The organism is Pseudodesulfovibrio indicus, from assembly GCF_001563225.1.
Lineage (GTDB): Bacteria > Desulfobacterota > Desulfovibrionia > Desulfovibrionales > Desulfovibrionaceae > Pseudodesulfovibrio > Pseudodesulfovibrio indicus.
The window spans coordinates 2114400-2130312 of sequence record NZ_CP014206.1 but is presented as its reverse complement, the minus strand read 5'-3'; the positions used below and the strand labels follow the sequence as shown (position 1 = coordinate 2130312).

Sequence of the window (15913 nt, the reverse complement as noted above, 5' to 3'; positions counted from 1 at the left end):
TGCGAATCACGCCGGATCGCGTCAACGCCCCGCAACTGCGGCCCTGCGCCGGATTGCGCGACCTTGCGCGATTGCCCGGAGCGAACGTCGCCGCTGTTTCAAAACACATCGCAATTCCCCGGCATGCCGGACAAATTTATAACGACGAAAGATGTGTTTCCAGGATGTCCGGGCGCGAAGAGAACCCGGCAGCATAAATAAAAGGACCGGCCCCCCCGTTGCGGGAAGGCCGGTCCGGTCATTCGGATGCGGTGCCGGGTCAGCCGTTGACGCGGCGGATGCGCGCCCCCACGCCGGAGAGCTTGGCTTCTATGTTCTCGTAGCCACGGTCGAGGTGGTAGATGCGCTCGATGGTGGTCGTCCCCTCTGCCGCGAGCCCGGCGAGGACCAGGGAGGCGCTGGCGCGGAGGTCGGAGGCCATGACGGGCGCGCCCCGCAGCTTGCCCACGCCGTGGACCATGGCGGTGCGGCCCTTGAGGCGGATGTCCGCGCCCAGGCGCACGAGTTCGAGGACGTGCATGAACCGGTTCTCGAAGATTTTCTCCTCGATGGTGCCGGTCCCCTTGCCCAGGCACATGAGGGCCATGAGCTGGGCCTGCATGTCGGTGGGATAGCCGGGATGGGGCAGCGTGGTCACGTCCACGTTTTCGAGCAGGCCGTTGGCCCGGCGGACCAGGACGTAGCCGTCCTCCTCCTGGAGCCAGACGCCCATCTCGCGCAGCTTGTAGCTGACCGCGTCCAGGTCCTGGAACGGGCAGTCGAGAATTTCCAGCTCGCCGCCGGTGATGGCCGCGGCGACCATGTAGGTCCCTGCCTCGATGCGGTCGGGCATGACGCGGTAGTCGCAGCCGGACAGGGAGGAGACGCCCTCAACCCGGAGCACGCTGGTGCCCTGGCCGGTGATCTTCGCGCCGCAGGCGTTGAGGAAGTTGGCCAGGTCCACCACCTCGGGCTCGCGGGCGGCGTTCTCGATGACGGTCTCGCCCTCGGCCAGGCAGGCGGCCATGAGGATGTTTTCGGTGCCGCCCACGGTGGGAAAGTCGAGGGTCATCTTGGCCCCCTTGAGGCCGGACTTGCAGACGCCCTTGATGTACCCTTCGGTGATCTCGAACTCCGCGCCCATGCACTCGAAGCCGCGCAGGTGCAGGTCCACGGGCCGCGCGCCGATGGCGCAGCCGCCGGGCAGCGCGACCTTGGCCTCGCCCAGCCGGGCCAGGAGCGGGCCGAGGCAGAGCACCGAGGCGCGCATGGTCTTGACCAGGTCGTAGGGGGCCTCGGACTTGAGGCCGGTGCACAGGCTGGTGGCGTCGTTCCCCTCGAAGGTGGTCTCGCAGCCGAGGATGTTCAGCAGCTTGAGGGAGGTCCGGATGTCGGCCAGGCGGGGGACGTTGCTCAGGCGGACTTCGCCCTCCGCCAGCAGGCAGGCCATGAGAATGGGCAGGGCCGCGTTTTTCGCGCCGCTGACCTGAATGCTTCCCTGCAGGGGGACGCCGCCCTCGATGATCAGTTTATCCATGTGTATCCTTTTTTGATTCTTTTGCTTGACCGGGGGGTAAAGCTCGGTTAAAAACTGCCCCTCACACGGTGGGTGTAGCTCAGTTGGTAGAGCACCTGGTTGTGGCCCAGGTGGCCGTGGGTTCAAGTCCCATCACTCACCCCAGACGACATCAATTGGACGGAACTTCGGTTCCGTCCTTTTTGTTTTGGGCCGCCCCGGAAGCCTCGGCCTCGGCCAGTATGTCGAGCAGCCGTTCCGCGCCGTGGGGCTTCAGTTTCCTGTCGAAGAGAATGGTCTCGGGCGAGCCGCCCTCGACCCCGGTGAAGGCCTCGTTCAGCCCGAGCCGGTTGGAGAATCCGCCGCCGCTCAGGGCCACGCCCGCGTACAGGCCGGTCCGCGCCCCCACGAAATAGACGTCGCCGGATTCCTGAAATTCCGGAGTCTCGTTGTACTCCTGGTCCACGCTCAGCGCCACCACCCGGGCCTGGCCGCGCAGCACGCCCCCCTTCTTGAGGATGTAGCGCAGGTCCTCCTCGTCCATGACGAGAAGCAGGCCGGACTGTTTGGACACGCCCGCCTGGAGACCCCACCCCACTGTGGTCTTGGACATGAACACGGGGCCGGTCCAGCCCTCGTCGGTGCGGGCCGTGACCAACGCGTTGCCGCTGCCCAGGGAAAAAAAGAAGCTGACGTCGCCCACGGCCGGGATGAGCAGGATTCCCTTGGCGCGGGCGATGAGGCTGCGCAGACGGCCCTCCTCGTCCTTGTCCAGGGATTCCTGGAGCAGCCTGGTGGACTCGTCCACCAGGGCCTGGGCCGTGCCGCGGTCCGAGCCGCTTCCGGGCGACTTGACGCCGCAACCGGCGGCGAGCGAAAGGAGCGCGACCAAGGCCAGAGCCAGCGTGAAATGTCTCATACGGTTCGGCATATCCTTGGCCTAAAGGGTGCGTCCTGCCCTGTCAAGAGCGTTTCCTGAAGTGCCTGACGTCGCCCACGCGCACGGTCAGTTTTTCCTTGTCGAAGTATTCCAGCACCGGGATGAGGTATTTGCGCGACAATCCGGTCAGGTCCTTGAAATCCGGAGCGGACATCTCCTGATGGTCTTCGAAGAAGGAGACGATGGCGTCGCGGATGGAGGCCAGCGCGGGGACGTGGTAGTACATGTCGTCCTTGATGCGCACCAGCTCGTTCTGGTCCTGGAGCAGCCGGAGCACGGCCGAGGCCTGCTTGGCGTCCATGCCGAGCGGTTCGAGCACGTCCTTGAGGTTCGGCGGCGTGACCCCGCCGTCCACGTACGCCTTGAGGATGGTCTCGCGGACCTTTTCCTGGTCCGAGGCCAGGGAGGCTTTGTGGCCCTTGAGCCGGATGATCTCTTGCTCGGCCTCGATCTCGCCCTTCTTGAGCAATCTCTCGATCAGGAAATGGAGCAGCTTGGGCGGCACGTCCCGGCCCCAGGAAGAGGCCAGCTCGCCCCGCTGCACGCCGGGCTTCATGGAGGCCTTGCGGTGGAAATCCGCCAGGAAGGCGACGAGCTCATTGCCCAGCCGTTCGGCCAGTTCGCCCCCCGCGAACCGCCGGGTCTCCTTGTCGAAGAGCACGGCCCGCTGCTGGCCGCCGAGCAGGGCCAGGGTCTTTTCCAGTCCCTTGGTCTCCAGGTTGGTCATGATCAGCAGCTCGGCGAAGCTCACGCCCTGCGGCCCGGCCAGCTCCAGCTGTGCGGCGGCCACGTCCTCGGGCTTGTCGCCCGCCAGTTGACGAAGCAGTTCCACTCGGTCCGAGAACCGTTTCACCGCATGGCCCTCCGGGCCGATGACCCGCCCGCCCGCAAAGGCGCGCAGGGGCGAGAAGGAGCGCAGGACGATACGGTCTCCGTACACCCCGGCCAGGGGCTCGGTGAAGCGCACCTGGCAGACCGCGGTCTCGCCGGGCGCCAGTTCGTCACGGTCCAGGAGGTAGATGCGCGCCAGGACTTCCCGCGCCCCGTGGTGAAAATGGACTTCCTTGCGGTGCTTGAGCGGCAGCCGCGATGATTCGAGCACGGTCAGCTCGATGTCCCAGACCGTGTCCGGGAACAGGGTTCCGGGCCGGGCCAGGACGTCGCCCCGGTTGACGTCGTCCACCTCCAGCCCCGCCAGGTTCACGGCGGTGCGCCGCCCGGCCTGGGCGGTCTCCACGGTCTCGCCGTGGGATTGCAGGCCGCGCACCTTGGTCCCGGTCCCGCCGGGATAGAGCAGAATGTCCTCGCCCACGGAGATGGAGCCCGAGATCATGGTCCCGGTGACCACGGTGCCGTGGCCCTTCATGGTGAACACGCGGTCCACGGGCAGCCGGAAGAGGTCCGAGCGCCGCCGGGGCTTGAACTCGGCCACCAGCTTGCGCAGCTCGCCCTTGAGCTCCACCAGGCCCGCGCCGGTGTGGGCGGACACGGCCAGGATGGGCGCGCCGCCCAGGAAGGTGGGCTCCAGGTAGGCGGCCACCTCCTCCTTGACCATCTCCAGCCACTCCTCATCCACCATGTCGGTCTTGGTCAGGGCCACCAGCCCGTCCTTCACGCCGAGGAGCTGGCAGATCTCCAGGTGCTCGCGGGTCTGCGGCATTATCCCCTCGTCCGCCGCGATGACCAGGGTGACGAAGTCCACGCCCGCGGCGCCCGCCACCATGTTCTTGACGAATTTCTCGTGGCCGGGGACGTCCACGATGCCCAGACGGTTCTCCTCGCCCAGGTCGAGGAAGGCGAACCCCAGCTCGATGGTGATGCCGCGCTTCTTCTCCTCGGAGAGCCTGTCGCAGTCGATGCCGGTGAGGGCCTTGATGAGCGTGGTTTTGCCGTGGTCGATGTGGCCGGCGGTTCCCATGATGACGGGCATAGTGAGCTTCCCCGATGTTGGCTGGTTGATGTTCCGGTCTAACGCGGTGCCATGGTAGGAAAAAACCGGCGGTCTCACAAGGATTCAAATCTTGGGGCTGATTCGGCACGGACGCGCCTCCCGTGCCGGGACCGGAAACACTGGCCGGACAAACGGCAATTGTGTTCCGATAGGCTTTATCCTGTTGACCTGTGTCGAACTTATGGTAATGATGCACAACATCTATATTGGTTCGCGCAAAAGGAGGGAGGAAACCAGATGAAAGAGTACAGGAAGACAGCCGCATTCATACTTGCAACGGCAATCATACTGCTTGCCCCCCTTGCGGCGCAGGCTGCGGGCGACGGGGCGATGGCGGCCGCCATCGGCGAAGTCGTATCCCTGGCCGGAACGGTCGAGGTCCAGCAGACGGACGGGATAACCCGCAAGCTGGAGCTGACGCACAAGGTACTGGCCAAGGACACCATCATCACAGGCTCCAGAAGCCACGTCGAGATCGTATTCATCGACGACTCGGTCTTCTCCCAGGGACCTGAATCCAGCACCGTGCTGGACGAATTCGTGTATTCATCCTCGGCCTCGAAGATGCTCCTCAAGATGGGCACCGGGACGTTCCGCTACGTGACCGGCCAGATCGTCAAGCAGAACCCGGCCGGGTTCGCGCTCCAGACGCCCTCCACCACCATAGGCATACGGGGCACCGAGGTCTTTGCCGAGGCGACCCCCGAGGGCGAGGAAATCGGCGTCCTCTCCATGACCCCCGGCCACCAGGTGGACGTCTCCACGGCCTCGGACCGCAAGACCATCACCTCGGCCGGTTACTCGGTCAAGGCCGACAAGGCCGGACGGCTCTCCGATCCCAGCCCGACCGACCCGGCCACCCGCACCCGGGTGATCAAGGCCGCGCCGCAAACCACCCAGGGCGAGCTGGGCAGCAGGCCCACCAACGCGACGGACCTCGACCGGCGTGTTGAGGCCTTTGCCGGTACCATCGACCGGACCAAGTCCGATCTGGCGGGCATGGACAAGCCCGACTACCAGACCCTGCACAACCTGTCCCTCCAGACCACAGCCGAAAGCACCGCCGAAAACGACCGCGACAACAGCGGCTCGTCCGGACTCGGCAGCGACGGCGGCGACGGCGGAGGCGGCGGGTACTAGGCATTCGGCACCTGTTTTGGCTTTTTACCACTAGAATAATTTCAGAGGACGATACGAAATGAAAAGACGAATTCTTCAATACACGCTGGTCCCCGCACTGGCCCTGCTGCTTGCGGGCTGCGTCATGAGCACCATGACCGAACGCCAAGGGACCAAGGCGTACCTGGACAAGGACTACGCCGAAGCCAAGACCAAGTACGAGGAGGCCGCCGCGGACGGCAACGCCGACGCCATGTACCATCTCGGCGTGATGTACGCCGAGGGCCAGGGCGTGAAACAGGATTACGCCAAGGCCGCGCAACTGCTCCAGCAGGCGGCCACCTTGGATCAGGACGACGCCCAGCTGATGCTCGGCATGTTCTACATCTACGGCGACGGCGTTCCCCAGGATCCGGCCAAGGGCGCGGCCCTGATCAAGGCCGCCGCCGAGAACCGCAACGACACCGCCATGTACTACCTTGGCAGGCTGTACGCCCTCGGCCTCGGCATGCCCAAGGATCTCGACCAGGCGCTCAGCTGGATGCAGGATGCCCAGAGGGCCGGATTCCCGGTCCAGGAGGAACTGCTCACCAAGGAAGGCCTGGCCGCTCTCGACAGCTAATTCCCAACAGGGGCTGCGGCGACAATTTCCGCAGCCCCTTTATTGTGCCCAACGCCCTGGCGCACCAAGGTGAACAGGGTCCTGGGCGTTAGAATTCAAACACCCGATTGAAACAAACGATCATCATTCACCCGCTCTACACACCTTTCGGAGACATGCGCCATGCACCGCCCAGGCTACCTTCTGTCCCTCTTTCTGCCGCTGCTTCTGCTTTTCACCCTGTTGTCCCTGCAACGCCCGGCCCTTGCGGCCGAGGTTTCCCAGGACGCCATCGGCGAGGTCGCGTACCTCGCCGGATCGGTCATCGCGGAACGGGCCGACGGCTCGCTGCGCAGCCTGGCCATAAGCCAGCCGGTCCTGACCGGGGACGTGATCGTCACCGGCAGCCGCAGCCGCGTCGAGATCGTCTTCAACGATCGGTCGGTCTTCTCCCAGGGCCCGGACGGCCGCACCACCCTTGACGACTACGCCTACTCCGGCGAACCGTCCGGCGCGAAGATGCTCCTCAAGGTGGGCCTCGGCACGGTGCGCTACGTCACCGGCGAGATCGTCAAGAGCAACCCCGACGGGTTCGCCCTGGAGACCCCGCTGGCGACCATCGGCATCCGGGGCACCGAGGTCTACGCCGAGGTGGCGCCCCAGTCCGTGCGGGCGGGCGTGCTTTCCATGACCCCGGGCCACACCGTTTCGGTGGCCAGTCCGCGCCAGTCGCGGTCCATATCCGGCCCCGGCATGTCGGTGGAGGTCAGCCGCGACGGCGAGGTTTCGCCCCCGGCTCCCACGGCGCCCGAGGTCCGCGAACGGGTCATCCGCGAAGCCCCCCAGACCACCCAGGGCGAACGCCCTGGCGCAGCCTCGGTCACCCCGTCCGAGATTGCCAACCGGATCAAGGCGTTCGAGGAGGGCATCGACCGGACCAAGGAGAACCTCGGCGACAGGCCGGATTACGGAACCCTGCACCGCATGTCCCTGCAGGACAGGGGCCTTAACCAGGCCCACGGCGACAACGCCGGACGCGGCAGCAGCTCCGGGCTCGGCAGCGACACCGCCCCCAGCCCGGAAGCCGAGCACGGCGAATTCTCCGAAGGCGGCAACGATTCGCCCGGCGGCAACGACTCGCCCGGAGGTGAAGAGTCTCCAGGCGGCGAATACACGCCCGGTGGTTAACCTCCCCCGGCGCGGCAACATCATCCAATGAAAAGGGCGGCGGGAATGATCCCGCCGCCCTGTTTTTGCGTCGCCGTCCGCCCTACCGCTTCAGGAATTCCCTGAACGCCAGGACGCAGGCGTAGATATCCGCCTTGGAGGCCAGCTCGAAGGGGGAATGCATGGAGAGCACGGGCACGCCCACGTCGATGACGTCCATGCCGTACACGGCCAGGAACTTGGCCACGGTGCCGCCGCCCCCGATATCCACCTTGCCCAGCTCGGACATGTGCCAGGGCACGCCCGCATCGTCGAGGATGGAGCGCAGCCAGCCGATGAAGTCCGGATGGGCGTCGTTGGCCCCCACCTTGCCCCGGTGACCGGTGAACTTGTTGAAGCACGGGCCATACCCCAGCCGGGCGGCGTTCAGCGGCTCGTACACGTCCTTGTGGTCAGGGTCCATGGCCGCGGACACGTCTGCAGACAGGGCCGAGCCGTTCATCAGCACCGAGGACAGGCGGGCGCCCGGCTCCCAGGCCTCCACCAGCTCCTCCATGCAGTATTCGAAGAAATAGGACTTGGCCCCGGTGGCGCCCTCGGAACCGATCTCCTCCTTGTCCCAGAAGAGCACGATCTGGCAGTATTCCGGCTCCGGCTCGGCCAGGAGCGCCTCAAGGGCGCAGAACACGGAGGACCGGTCGTCCTGGCCGTAGCCGCCGATGAGCGACTCGTCCAGCCCCACGAACCGGGCCGGACCTGCGGGCACGGCCTGCATCTCGGCGCTGAAGAAGTCGGCCTCGTCAATGCCGTACCGCTTGTTCAGCAGCTCCAGCACCATGCGCTTGACCGGCTCCTTGGCCTTTTCCTCGTCCTTCTTGCCGGGCAGGGACGGGGACTGGCCCAGGATGATGTTCAGCTTCTCGGCCTCGAAGGCGTCCTCCACCTTTTTGACCACTTCCTTGTACGCCAGGTGCGGCAACAAATCGGTGATGGTGAAGACCGGATCGCCGGGGTCCTCGCCGATGCACACGGTGACGGTCTCGCCGGACTTCTTGACCACGGTGCCGTGCAGGGCCAGGGGAATGGTCAGCCACTGGTACTTGCGGATGCCGCCGTAATAGTGGGTCTTGGCCAGGCAGATGTCCGTATCCTCGTAGAGCGGCCGCTGCTTGAGGTCGAGCCGGGGGCAGTCGCCGTGCGCGCCCACCAGCCGGTACCCCTCGGACAGGGGCCGCCTGCCCTTCCGGGCCAGGAAGCAGGTCTTGTTGCGGTTGAAGCGGTAGGCCAGCGGGGCCTTGAGATCGTCCACGAAGCCCGCCTTCTCCACGCGGGCGCGAACGTAGTCCATGACCAGCCGCTCGGTCTTGCATTCGCTCAGGAACCGCACGTACTCGGCGGCCAGGGAATCCATGGCCTTCCGATCCTTTTTGGAGGAATACACCTCCCAGGCGGATTTCGGCTCGTATTCCAATTGCTTGCTCATTTGCTTTTCCTCGCTATTTGGTGAGGGCGGCCACACCCTGCTTCAGGGCGTGGGCAGCCAGCTTGAGTTCGGTGGACGCCAGCGTGCGCGGGTCCAGGAGAAATTCATCGTCCTCGATGCGGGCGATGAGCGGCGGATCGGTGTCCAGCAACGCGTCCCGCAACGCCTTCACGGCCACGCCCTTGACCGCCACGGTGACCATGGTGCCGGGCAGGTCGTACTCCGGGAACGCCCCGCCGCCGACGCGGGAGACGCCCTTCTTCATGCCCACCTCGGCCCGCTTGCCCAGGGCGTCGCGGACCGCGTCCGCCAGCCGTCTGGCCTTGGACTTGAGCGCCTCGGGCGAGGCGGTGATCATGTTCAGGGTGGGAATCTTGCGCCGCGCCTCGTCCATGTCCAGGTAAAGCCGCAGGGTCGCCTCCAGGGCGGCCAGGGTCATCTTGTCGATACGCATGGCCCGGTTGATCGGGTTCTTCTTGATGCGGTCGATGTACTCCTTGCGCCCGACGATGACGCCCGCCTGCGGGCCGCCCAGGACCTTGTCGCCGGAGAAAGAGACCACGTCCGCCCCCTGGGCCACCACCTGCTGCACCGTGGGTTCGCCGAGCAGCCCCTCCCCTTCCAGGGCGTACAGGGTGCCGGAACCGAGGTCCTCCAGGACCGGCAGGTTGTAACGGTCGCCGAGCTTGCGCAGCTCGGCCAGGGGGACCTCCTTGGTGAACCCGACCACGCGGAAATTGGAGGTGTGCACGCGCATCAGCGCGCCGGTCTGGTCGCCCACGGCGTTCTCGTAGTCGTGCAGGTGGGTCCGGTTGGTGGCCCCGACCTCGCGCAGGGTGGCCCCGGACTTGGCCATGACGTCCGGGATGCGGAAGGAACCGCCGATCTCGACCAGCTGGCCGCGCGAGACGATGACCTCGCGTCCCTTGGCCAAGGTCTCCAGCATGATGAACACCGCGGCGGCGTTGTTGTTGACCACCAGGGCGGCCTCGGCCCCGGTGATGTCGCAAAGAATCTTCTCCACGTGGGAGTAGCGGCTGCCGCGCTTGCCCGTGCTCAGGTCGAACTCGCAGTTGGAATAGTGGCCGCACGCCTCGGCCACCGCGTCGATGGCCGGCTTGGCCAGCAGGGAGCGGCCCAGGTTGGTGTGAATGACCACGCCGGTGGCGTTCAGCACCCGGCGGAAATGGGGCCGGGACTTGGCGCGCACATAGGCCGTCAGTCTGGGCATCAGCGCCTTGACGGCCAGCTGCTCCGGCTCGGAGAACGCGCCCGCGCGGATTTCCTCACGGCATATGTCCAGAAAATCGTTGACCAGATTCTTGACCAGCGGCCGGGGCAGCTCCCCGAAACCGCCGCCCTTGGCCAGGGCGGAAAGCACTTCGTCCACGGAAGGCAAATGCCTGAAAAGTTTGCTCATATGTATCCCATTGTTAGGCAGTCAGAAAATGAGGATACAGGGTATAAAACTCGGCAAGCAAATACAAGGACCCGCAGACTAGTGTCGGTTCTGGCACCAGAGGCTCCGTGCACAGTGCCGCTTCCATGGAATCCGACGCCACGGCGTTCCCTCCGATGGCGGCGGCGATGGCGCGGTTGTCCGCGGCCCGCTCCCCTTCCATGGCCGGGACCAGGATCGGCCCGTCGGTCAGGGACCGGATGAGCGGCAGCATGTCCGCGAGGTTCTTGTCCTTGAGGCAGGCGAACACGACCTTGCCCGGGCGTATTCCCTCGGCGTCCAGGGCGGCCTTGAGCGCGACCAGGGCGTGGGCGTTGTGCGCGCCGTCCAGGATGACCTCGCGCCCGTTCAGGGCTACGCGCTGGAACCGCCCCGGCAGGAAGGCGGACTCCAGGCCGAAAATCTCGGCCGCATGGCCGCTGCGGATTCCCCGCCCGGCGGCGAACCAGTGCCAACCGGCCAGGGCGAGGTGCGCGTTGGCCTGCTGGTAGATGCCCTTCAGCCCGAGCCTGTCCGCAGGCACCGGCCCGGCCAGGTCCACGGCGTAGAGCAGCCGGGCCCGGACCGCTTCGGCCCGGCTCTGCAGCTCGATCATGGCCGCCGGTTCCTGATGGCCGGTGATGGCCAGGCCGTTTTCGTGGATGGCCCCGGCCTTGTCGCGGGCGATATCGGCCAGCGTCGGGCCGAGGATCGCCTCGTGGTCCATGCCGATGGGCGTGAACAGGGTCAGCCCGGGCCGGAACACGTTGGTGGCGTCGAAACGGCCGCCCAGCCCCGCCTCCATGATCGCCACGTCCACCCTGCGCTCCCTGAAGGCGAGCATGGCCAGGCAAGTCTGGAACTCGAAATAGGTCAGGGCGTCGCCGCCGGGCGCGGACAAAATCTCATTGCCCAGCTCCACCCACGCCTCCTCGGAGAGCATGGTCCGGTTGACCTGGACGCGCTCCCTGGGCGTCAGGAAATGGGGGGAGGTGAAGGTCCCGACCTTTTGCCCGTGGGCGCGGGCCAGGGAGGCGAAGAAGGCCGTGGTGGACCCCTTGCCGTTGGTGCCGACCACGTGGACCACGGGGACGTCGGGCATGCCCGCCGCCTCCCAGAACGCTTCCATCCGGCCGAGGCTCAGGTCCATGTGGAACAGGCCGAGCCTGTCCATGTATTCCGACAACTGGGTATAATTGCTAAAGTGCGTCACACCCGACTTCCTATCAGGATTCGCCCCTGGATGGAACACCCCAGCGCGCGCCCCGGAACCAGGACAAGGGCGGGGCTTGCCCCTTTTATAATTTTCAATAGATCGTGGCGTTGCAGACTAGAGCTGTGATAGAGGGTGCTTAAGAACTATTTTTGAGAGAGGAAATATGCTGAGAAAAATGACCATCAAAACACGCATCCTTTTGCTCATCGCCTGCATCGTCCTTTTCACGATCGGTTTTACCCTGGCATTCCTGAACGGGGTGAACACGATAAAGGACGTGGGCGTGGAGCATTCGACCAAGGCCATGCTCGACGGCGAAAACGACAAGATCCGAGTCGCCACGCTGGCCATGGCCGAAGCGCTGAGCCAGGCCATCGCCGACGTACCCGATCCGGCTGCCAAGACCGAACTCATCCGCAAGATGCTGGACAAATTCCGTTTTGAAGACGACAAATCCGGCTACTTCTTCGTCTACGACAAGACCGTCAACGTGGCCCTGCCCCCGAACCACTCGCTGCAGGGCAAGGACCTCGGCCACCTCAAGGACCCCAACGGTCTCCAGTTGGTGGTCGAGCTGAACAAGCTGGCCCACAACGGCGGAGGATTCCTGACCTACATCTGGCCCAAGCCCGACAAGGGCGACCAGCCCAAGCTCTCCTACGCCACCCTGATCCCCGGCACGGACATGTGGATCGGCACCGGCGTGTACCTCGACAACGTTGAGGACAAGAAGCAGGCTATCATGAGCGACATCGATGACATCGTCTCCACTCACGTCCTGGTCATCGGCAGCATCATCCTGGCCGTGTTCCTGCTGGTCATCCTGCCCGTCTGCCTGTTCATCGTCCGGTCCATCGTCCAGCCGCTCAACGAGGCCCTGGTGCTGGCCGACGAAGTGGCCGAGGGCGACCTGACCCGAGACATCACCTCTCAGTACAACGACGAGCCCGGCAAGCTGACCGCGTCCCTGGGCAAGATGGTTCGCAAGCTGCGCGAGATCGTGGGCCAGGCCAAGGAAGGCGCGGACCAGGTGGCCACGGGCAGCTCCGAGGTGACCAGCTCCGCCACCGCCCTGGCCGACGGCGCCAACCGCCAGGCCGCCTCGGTGGAGGAGGTCTCTTCGGCCATGGAAGAGATGATCGGCCAGATCGGACGCAACACCGAGAACGCCACCCAGACCGAGCACATGGCCAAGAAGACCGCCCAGGACGCCCAGAAGGGCGGCGACACGGTCATGGAGGCGGTGCACTCCATCAAGAACATCGCAGAGAAGATCTCGATCATCGAGGAAATCGCCCGGCAGACCAACCTGCTCGCCCTGAACGCGGCCATCGAGGCCGCCCGCGCGGGCGAGGCGGGCAAGGGATTCGCCGTGGTCGCGGCCGAGGTGCGCAAGCTGGCCGAACGAAGCGGCACCGCCGCCGCCGAGATCGGCGAGCTGTCCTCCACCACCCTGGCCAAGGCGGACGAGGCCGGAGCCATGCTGACCAAGATGGTCCCGGACATCCGCAAGACCGCCGACCTGGTCCAGGAGATTTCCGCGGCCAGCGCCGAGCAGAACCAGGGCGCGCAGGAAATCAACAAGGCGATCCAGGAACTGGACAGCGTCATCCAGCAGAACGCGGGCGCTTCGGAAGAGCTGGCGGCCACGGCCCGGCAGTTCACCTCCCAGGCGGCGCAGCTCCAGCAGGGGATGCAGTACTTCAACATCGGCGGCGGACACGCGCCGATCCGGACGAAGACCAGCGTCACGCGCCGGGCTCCGGCCCAACTGCCGTCCGGCAAGATCACGGCCAAACCGGTCTCCGGCGTAGCCCTCGACATGAGCGAGGCCGACGAGACCGATTTCGAACGGTTCTAGATTCGCCAACAAACGACAAAGGGCCGGGGGCGCAAGGACACTGCGCTCCCGGCCCTTTCGCTTTCCGGCGTCAGACCAGGGAAAGCAGCAGGTGCCAGAGGGGAATGGTCAGGAAGGAGACCGGTATGCCCACCCCGAGCATGGCCGCGGCCAGGGAGGGGTTGATCCCGTAGCCCATGGCGATGATGCCGCCGGTGATCATCGGCCCCATGGCCGCCTCGAAGACCGTGACCCGCGTGACCATGTCCGTGTTGCCCAGTCCCCAGACATACAGGGCGAAAATCAGCGCCGGAGCCAGGAGCAGCTTGTAGCCCAGCCCCAGGGCCAGGGCGCGACCGTTGCCCCGGATGGCCCCGAAGCGCAGGGTCATGCCCACGGAAAGCAGCGCCAGGGGGCTGAGTGTATCCCCCAGCCGGGCCAGGAGCGCGGCCAGCCAGTCGGGATAGGGGACCGGCTGGAGGGCGAAGCCGAGGACTATGGCTGCAAAGGGCGGAAAAAGCAGGACCTTGCGGGCCAGCACTCGCCAGCCCACGGACTGCCCGGAAACGGACGCGGCCAGGATGATCCCGGGCACGGCCAGGACCATGAACGTACCCGCCGTGTCGCAGAGCATGCCCACGCCCAGGTACTCCGGGCCGTAAAACGCCTCGATCATGGGCAGCCCCACGAAGGAGGTGTTCCCCAGCCCGCCGGTCAGGGCCAGGCAGACCACGGTCGCCCGGTCGAACCCCAGCCTGCGCCCAGGGAGCGCGAACAGCGCCGCCCCCGCCCCGAACACGATCCAGGCCATGGACGCGGGCAGGATCAGCTCCGGGCCGACGGGTAGGCCGTGGGCGTAGAGCAGGGCCAGGGCGGGCAGCGACATGTGGATGATGACCGCGTTCAGGGCGGCCGGTCCCTTGTTGTCCACCACCCCCGCCAGGCGCAACCCCAGGCCGAGCAGGAAACAGACTCCCAGCAACAGAAAATTCTCCATTCGACGCTCCAATTCCTCCCGGAAGGATACGGGAATTCTACGGTCAATTCAACGTGTTCCCCGAATCCCGAAAACAATCTTAGCTCCCCGGCCCCTTAGGCGAAAAAAGTGCTTGCAAACCGGGTTCGGGGCATATATAAGCCTCTTCGCCTGAACGTGCCGAAGTGGTGGAATTGGTAGACACGCTAGGTTCAGGGTCTAGTGGGAGTATTCCCGTGGAAGTTCGAGTCTTCTCTTCGGCACCAGAATGAAACAAGGGTTGCGACCAGACAGTCGCAACCCTTTTTCTCTTTTCCCGTCCGGGCTCCCTCCTCCCCCCGTTCCCTCGGGGCGATCCGGGTCCCGGACACGTTTCCCGAAGCCTGCGGAGGGAGCGGTGTTCCGACCGCCCCCTCCCGGAACAAAGCCCTTCGGCGGGGGCCGACATGGAAAAATTCCTCTTCATCAGCATCTTCGTCGCCATCGGCGCGATATTCAAACGGCTCCCGGTCTTTCCCAAGGATACGGCGCATGTCCTCAACATGTTCGCCCTGTATGTGGCGCTCCCGGCCGTCATCCTGCTCAAGGTCCCCCAGATCCAATTTTCCTCCGGGATGCTGCTCCCGGCGCTGCTCCCGTGGGGCATGCTCCTGCTGTCCGCGGCGCTGATCCTCGCGGGAGCCAGACTGTTGGGGTGGTCCAGGGAGACCGTCGGCGTGCTGCTCCTGGTCGTGCCCATCGGCAACACCTCCTTCATGGGCGTGCCCATGGTCACGGCGTTCTTCGGGGAACAGGGGATACCGCCCCTGATCGTCTACGACCAGGTGGGAACAATGTCCGTGTTCGTCTTTTACGGGGCCATGATCCTTGCCCTTTACGGCAGCGACGCCAAGGTCAGGTTCCTGCGGATTGCCGGGAGGGCACTGCTCTTCCCGCCCACCCTGGCCCTGTTCCTGGGGTTGGCCCTGCGCTCCTGGCCCTATCCCGAGCCAGTGCGGGAAAGTTTGACCGTGCTTTCCGGCATGCTCACCCCCCTGGTCATGACCGCCATCGGGTTCCAGCTGAAAATCCGCCTGAGCCCGGCCATATTGCAGCCCCTTGGCTTCGGGCTGGCCGTCAAGCTGGCCGTGGCTCCCCTCGCGGCCCTGGCGTTCTGCAGGATGCTGGGGTTGCACGGCCTGGCCGCCGACGTGTCGATCTTCGAGGCGGGGATGCCCCCGATGGTCACTGCGGGCGCCCTGGCCATGGCCGCCGGGATGGTGCCCGAGCTGGCCGCCGCCGCGGTGAGCCTGGGGATGGTCCTGTCCTTCCTGACCCTGCCCCTGCTCTTCTGGATGCTGTGACCGCGCACCGATAAAACGACGAGGGCTGCAACCGGATGGTCGCAGCCCTTTTTCAATGGTTCGGCGGGGTCGGGACTAGTCCTTGACCACCATGACGCTGGTCGCCTTGACCATGGCCCGGACTTCGTCGCCGGGCTTGATCTCCATGCGATCCACCGAGTTCTTGGTGATCACCGAGACGATCTCCACGCCGGGGGCCACCTCGATGACCACTTCCGCGTTGACCAACCCGACGGTCACGTCCTTGACCTTGCCGGGAATCAGGTTTCTGGCGCTCAATTTCATGTGTTCGCTCCTTGTCGGTTGAGGTTCTTCCGATCCTATCCGAAGCCGACGGCCGCTGG

Annotated in this window: 13 protein-coding genes and 2 tRNA genes; 7 read left to right on the top strand and 8 right to left on the bottom strand. The window is 65.5% G+C overall.

Going from position 1 to position 15913, the window contains the following annotated elements; genetic code table 11:
- Positions 1-259: 259 nt before the first annotated feature.
- Positions 260-1516, bottom strand: coding sequence for a UDP-N-acetylglucosamine 1-carboxyvinyltransferase (murA, locus tag AWY79_RS09395; RefSeq protein WP_066802826.1), 1257 nt, complete (start codon positions 1514-1516; stop codon positions 260-262).
- 68 nt (positions 1517-1584) lie between these two features.
- Between murA and AWY79_RS09390 the strand changes: the two genes are divergently transcribed.
- Positions 1585-1660, top strand: a tRNA-His gene (locus AWY79_RS09390).
- Positions 1661-1667: 7 nt separating this feature from the next.
- Here the strand turns inward: AWY79_RS09390 and AWY79_RS09385 are convergent.
- The gene (locus AWY79_RS09385) at positions 1668-2414 is read right to left on the bottom strand and encodes a lipid-binding SYLF domain-containing protein (RefSeq protein ID WP_066802824.1); all 747 of its coding nucleotides are present in this window, start codon (positions 2412-2414) and stop codon (positions 1668-1670) included.
- 43 nt (positions 2415-2457) lie between these two features.
- Positions 2458-4365 (bottom strand): selenocysteine-specific translation elongation factor, encoded by a 1908-nt coding sequence (gene selB / locus AWY79_RS09380; RefSeq protein ID WP_066802822.1) that lies wholly within the window; start codon positions 4363-4365, stop codon positions 2458-2460.
- A 351-nt stretch (positions 4366-4716) separates the two neighbouring features.
- Between selB and AWY79_RS09375 the strand changes: the two genes are divergently transcribed.
- The 3 genes from AWY79_RS09375 (at position 4717) to AWY79_RS09365 (ending at position 7294) form a co-directional block, all read left to right on the top strand.
- Complete coding sequence (locus AWY79_RS09375; protein ID WP_066802820.1) at positions 4717-5526, top strand: FecR family protein; 810 nt, start codon at positions 4717-4719, stop codon at positions 5524-5526.
- A gap of 58 nt (positions 5527-5584) precedes the next feature.
- Positions 5585-6127 (top strand): tetratricopeptide repeat protein, encoded by a 543-nt coding sequence (locus tag AWY79_RS09370; protein WP_078063734.1) that lies wholly within the window; start codon positions 5585-5587, stop codon positions 6125-6127.
- A gap of 162 nt (positions 6128-6289) precedes the next feature.
- Entirely contained in the window at positions 6290-7294 is a 1005-nt protein-coding gene (locus tag AWY79_RS09365; protein WP_066802813.1) for a FecR family protein, read from the top strand.
- An 82-nt stretch (positions 7295-7376) separates the two neighbouring features.
- Here the strand turns inward: AWY79_RS09365 and AWY79_RS09360 are convergent, their stop codons facing one another.
- The 3 genes from AWY79_RS09360 to AWY79_RS09350 are packed head-to-tail and all read right to left on the bottom strand — an operon-like array spanning position 7377 to position 11407.
- Positions 7377-8756, bottom strand: coding sequence for an aminopeptidase (locus AWY79_RS09360; RefSeq protein WP_066802812.1), 1380 nt, complete (start codon positions 8754-8756; stop codon positions 7377-7379).
- Between the two features lie 13 nt (positions 8757-8769).
- Complete coding sequence (gene selA / locus AWY79_RS09355) at positions 8770-10176, bottom strand: L-seryl-tRNA(Sec) selenium transferase (RefSeq protein ID WP_066802811.1); 1407 nt, start codon at positions 10174-10176, stop codon at positions 8770-8772.
- Between the two features lie 13 nt (positions 10177-10189).
- The gene (locus AWY79_RS09350; RefSeq protein ID WP_233490890.1) at positions 10190-11407 is read right to left on the bottom strand and encodes a bifunctional folylpolyglutamate synthase/dihydrofolate synthase; all 1218 of its coding nucleotides are present in this window, start codon (positions 11405-11407) and stop codon (positions 10190-10192) included.
- A 178-nt stretch (positions 11408-11585) separates the two neighbouring features.
- Between AWY79_RS09350 and AWY79_RS09345 the strand changes: the two genes are divergently transcribed.
- Entirely contained in the window at positions 11586-13271 is a 1686-nt protein-coding gene (locus AWY79_RS09345; RefSeq protein ID WP_233490889.1) for a methyl-accepting chemotaxis protein, read from the top strand.
- A gap of 70 nt (positions 13272-13341) precedes the next feature.
- Here AWY79_RS09345 and AWY79_RS09340 read toward each other — a convergent pair whose 3' ends face one another.
- On the bottom strand, positions 13342-14247 hold the full coding sequence (locus AWY79_RS09340; protein ID WP_066802809.1) for an AEC family transporter: 906 nt from the start codon (positions 14245-14247) through the stop codon (positions 13342-13344).
- 158 nt (positions 14248-14405) lie between these two features.
- Between AWY79_RS09340 and AWY79_RS09335 the strand changes: the two genes are divergently transcribed.
- Both AWY79_RS09335 and AWY79_RS09330 read left to right on the top strand, forming a co-directional pair.
- Positions 14406-14492: transfer RNA gene (locus AWY79_RS09335), tRNA-Leu, on the top strand.
- A gap of 180 nt (positions 14493-14672) precedes the next feature.
- Entirely contained in the window at positions 14673-15569 is an 897-nt protein-coding gene (locus AWY79_RS09330; RefSeq protein ID WP_066802804.1) for an AEC family transporter, read from the top strand.
- Between the two features lie 75 nt (positions 15570-15644).
- Here the strand turns inward: AWY79_RS09330 and AWY79_RS09325 are convergent, their stop codons facing one another.
- Positions 15645-15854: a TOBE domain-containing protein gene (locus AWY79_RS09325; RefSeq protein ID WP_066802803.1), complete on the bottom strand. Its 210-nt coding sequence runs from the start codon at positions 15852-15854 to the stop codon at positions 15645-15647.
- Positions 15855-15913: the final 59 nt, after the last annotated feature.

Excerpts from the sequence above, each read along its gene's own strand:
- murA (WP_066802826.1), bottom strand. The coding sequence starts at position 1,516 with ATGGATAAACTGATCATCGAGGGCGGCGTCCCCCTGCAGGGAAGCATT.
- AWY79_RS09385 (WP_066802824.1), bottom strand. The coding sequence starts at position 2,414 with ATGAGACATTTCACGCTGGCTCTGGCCTTGGTCGCGCTCCTTTCGCTC.
- selB (WP_066802822.1), bottom strand. The coding sequence starts at position 4,365 with ATGCCCGTCATCATGGGAACCGCCGGCCACATCGACCACGGCAAAACC.
- AWY79_RS09375 (WP_066802820.1), top strand. The coding sequence starts at position 4,717 with ATGGCGGCCGCCATCGGCGAAGTCGTATCCCTGGCCGGAACGGTCGAG.
- AWY79_RS09370 (WP_078063734.1), top strand. The coding sequence starts at position 5,585 with ATGAAAAGACGAATTCTTCAATACACGCTGGTCCCCGCACTGGCCCTG.
- AWY79_RS09365 (WP_066802813.1), top strand. The coding sequence starts at position 6,290 with ATGCACCGCCCAGGCTACCTTCTGTCCCTCTTTCTGCCGCTGCTTCTG.
- AWY79_RS09360 (WP_066802812.1), bottom strand. The coding sequence starts at position 8,756 with ATGAGCAAGCAATTGGAATACGAGCCGAAATCCGCCTGGGAGGTGTAT.
- selA (WP_066802811.1), bottom strand. The coding sequence starts at position 10,176 with ATGAGCAAACTTTTCAGGCATTTGCCTTCCGTGGACGAAGTGCTTTCC.
- AWY79_RS09345 (WP_233490889.1), top strand. The coding sequence starts at position 11,586 with ATGACCATCAAAACACGCATCCTTTTGCTCATCGCCTGCATCGTCCTT.
- AWY79_RS09340 (WP_066802809.1), bottom strand. The coding sequence starts at position 14,247 with ATGGAGAATTTTCTGTTGCTGGGAGTCTGTTTCCTGCTCGGCCTGGGG.
- AWY79_RS09330 (WP_066802804.1), top strand. The coding sequence starts at position 14,673 with ATGGAAAAATTCCTCTTCATCAGCATCTTCGTCGCCATCGGCGCGATA.
- AWY79_RS09325 (WP_066802803.1), bottom strand. The coding sequence starts at position 15,854 with ATGAAATTGAGCGCCAGAAACCTGATTCCCGGCAAGGTCAAGGACGTG.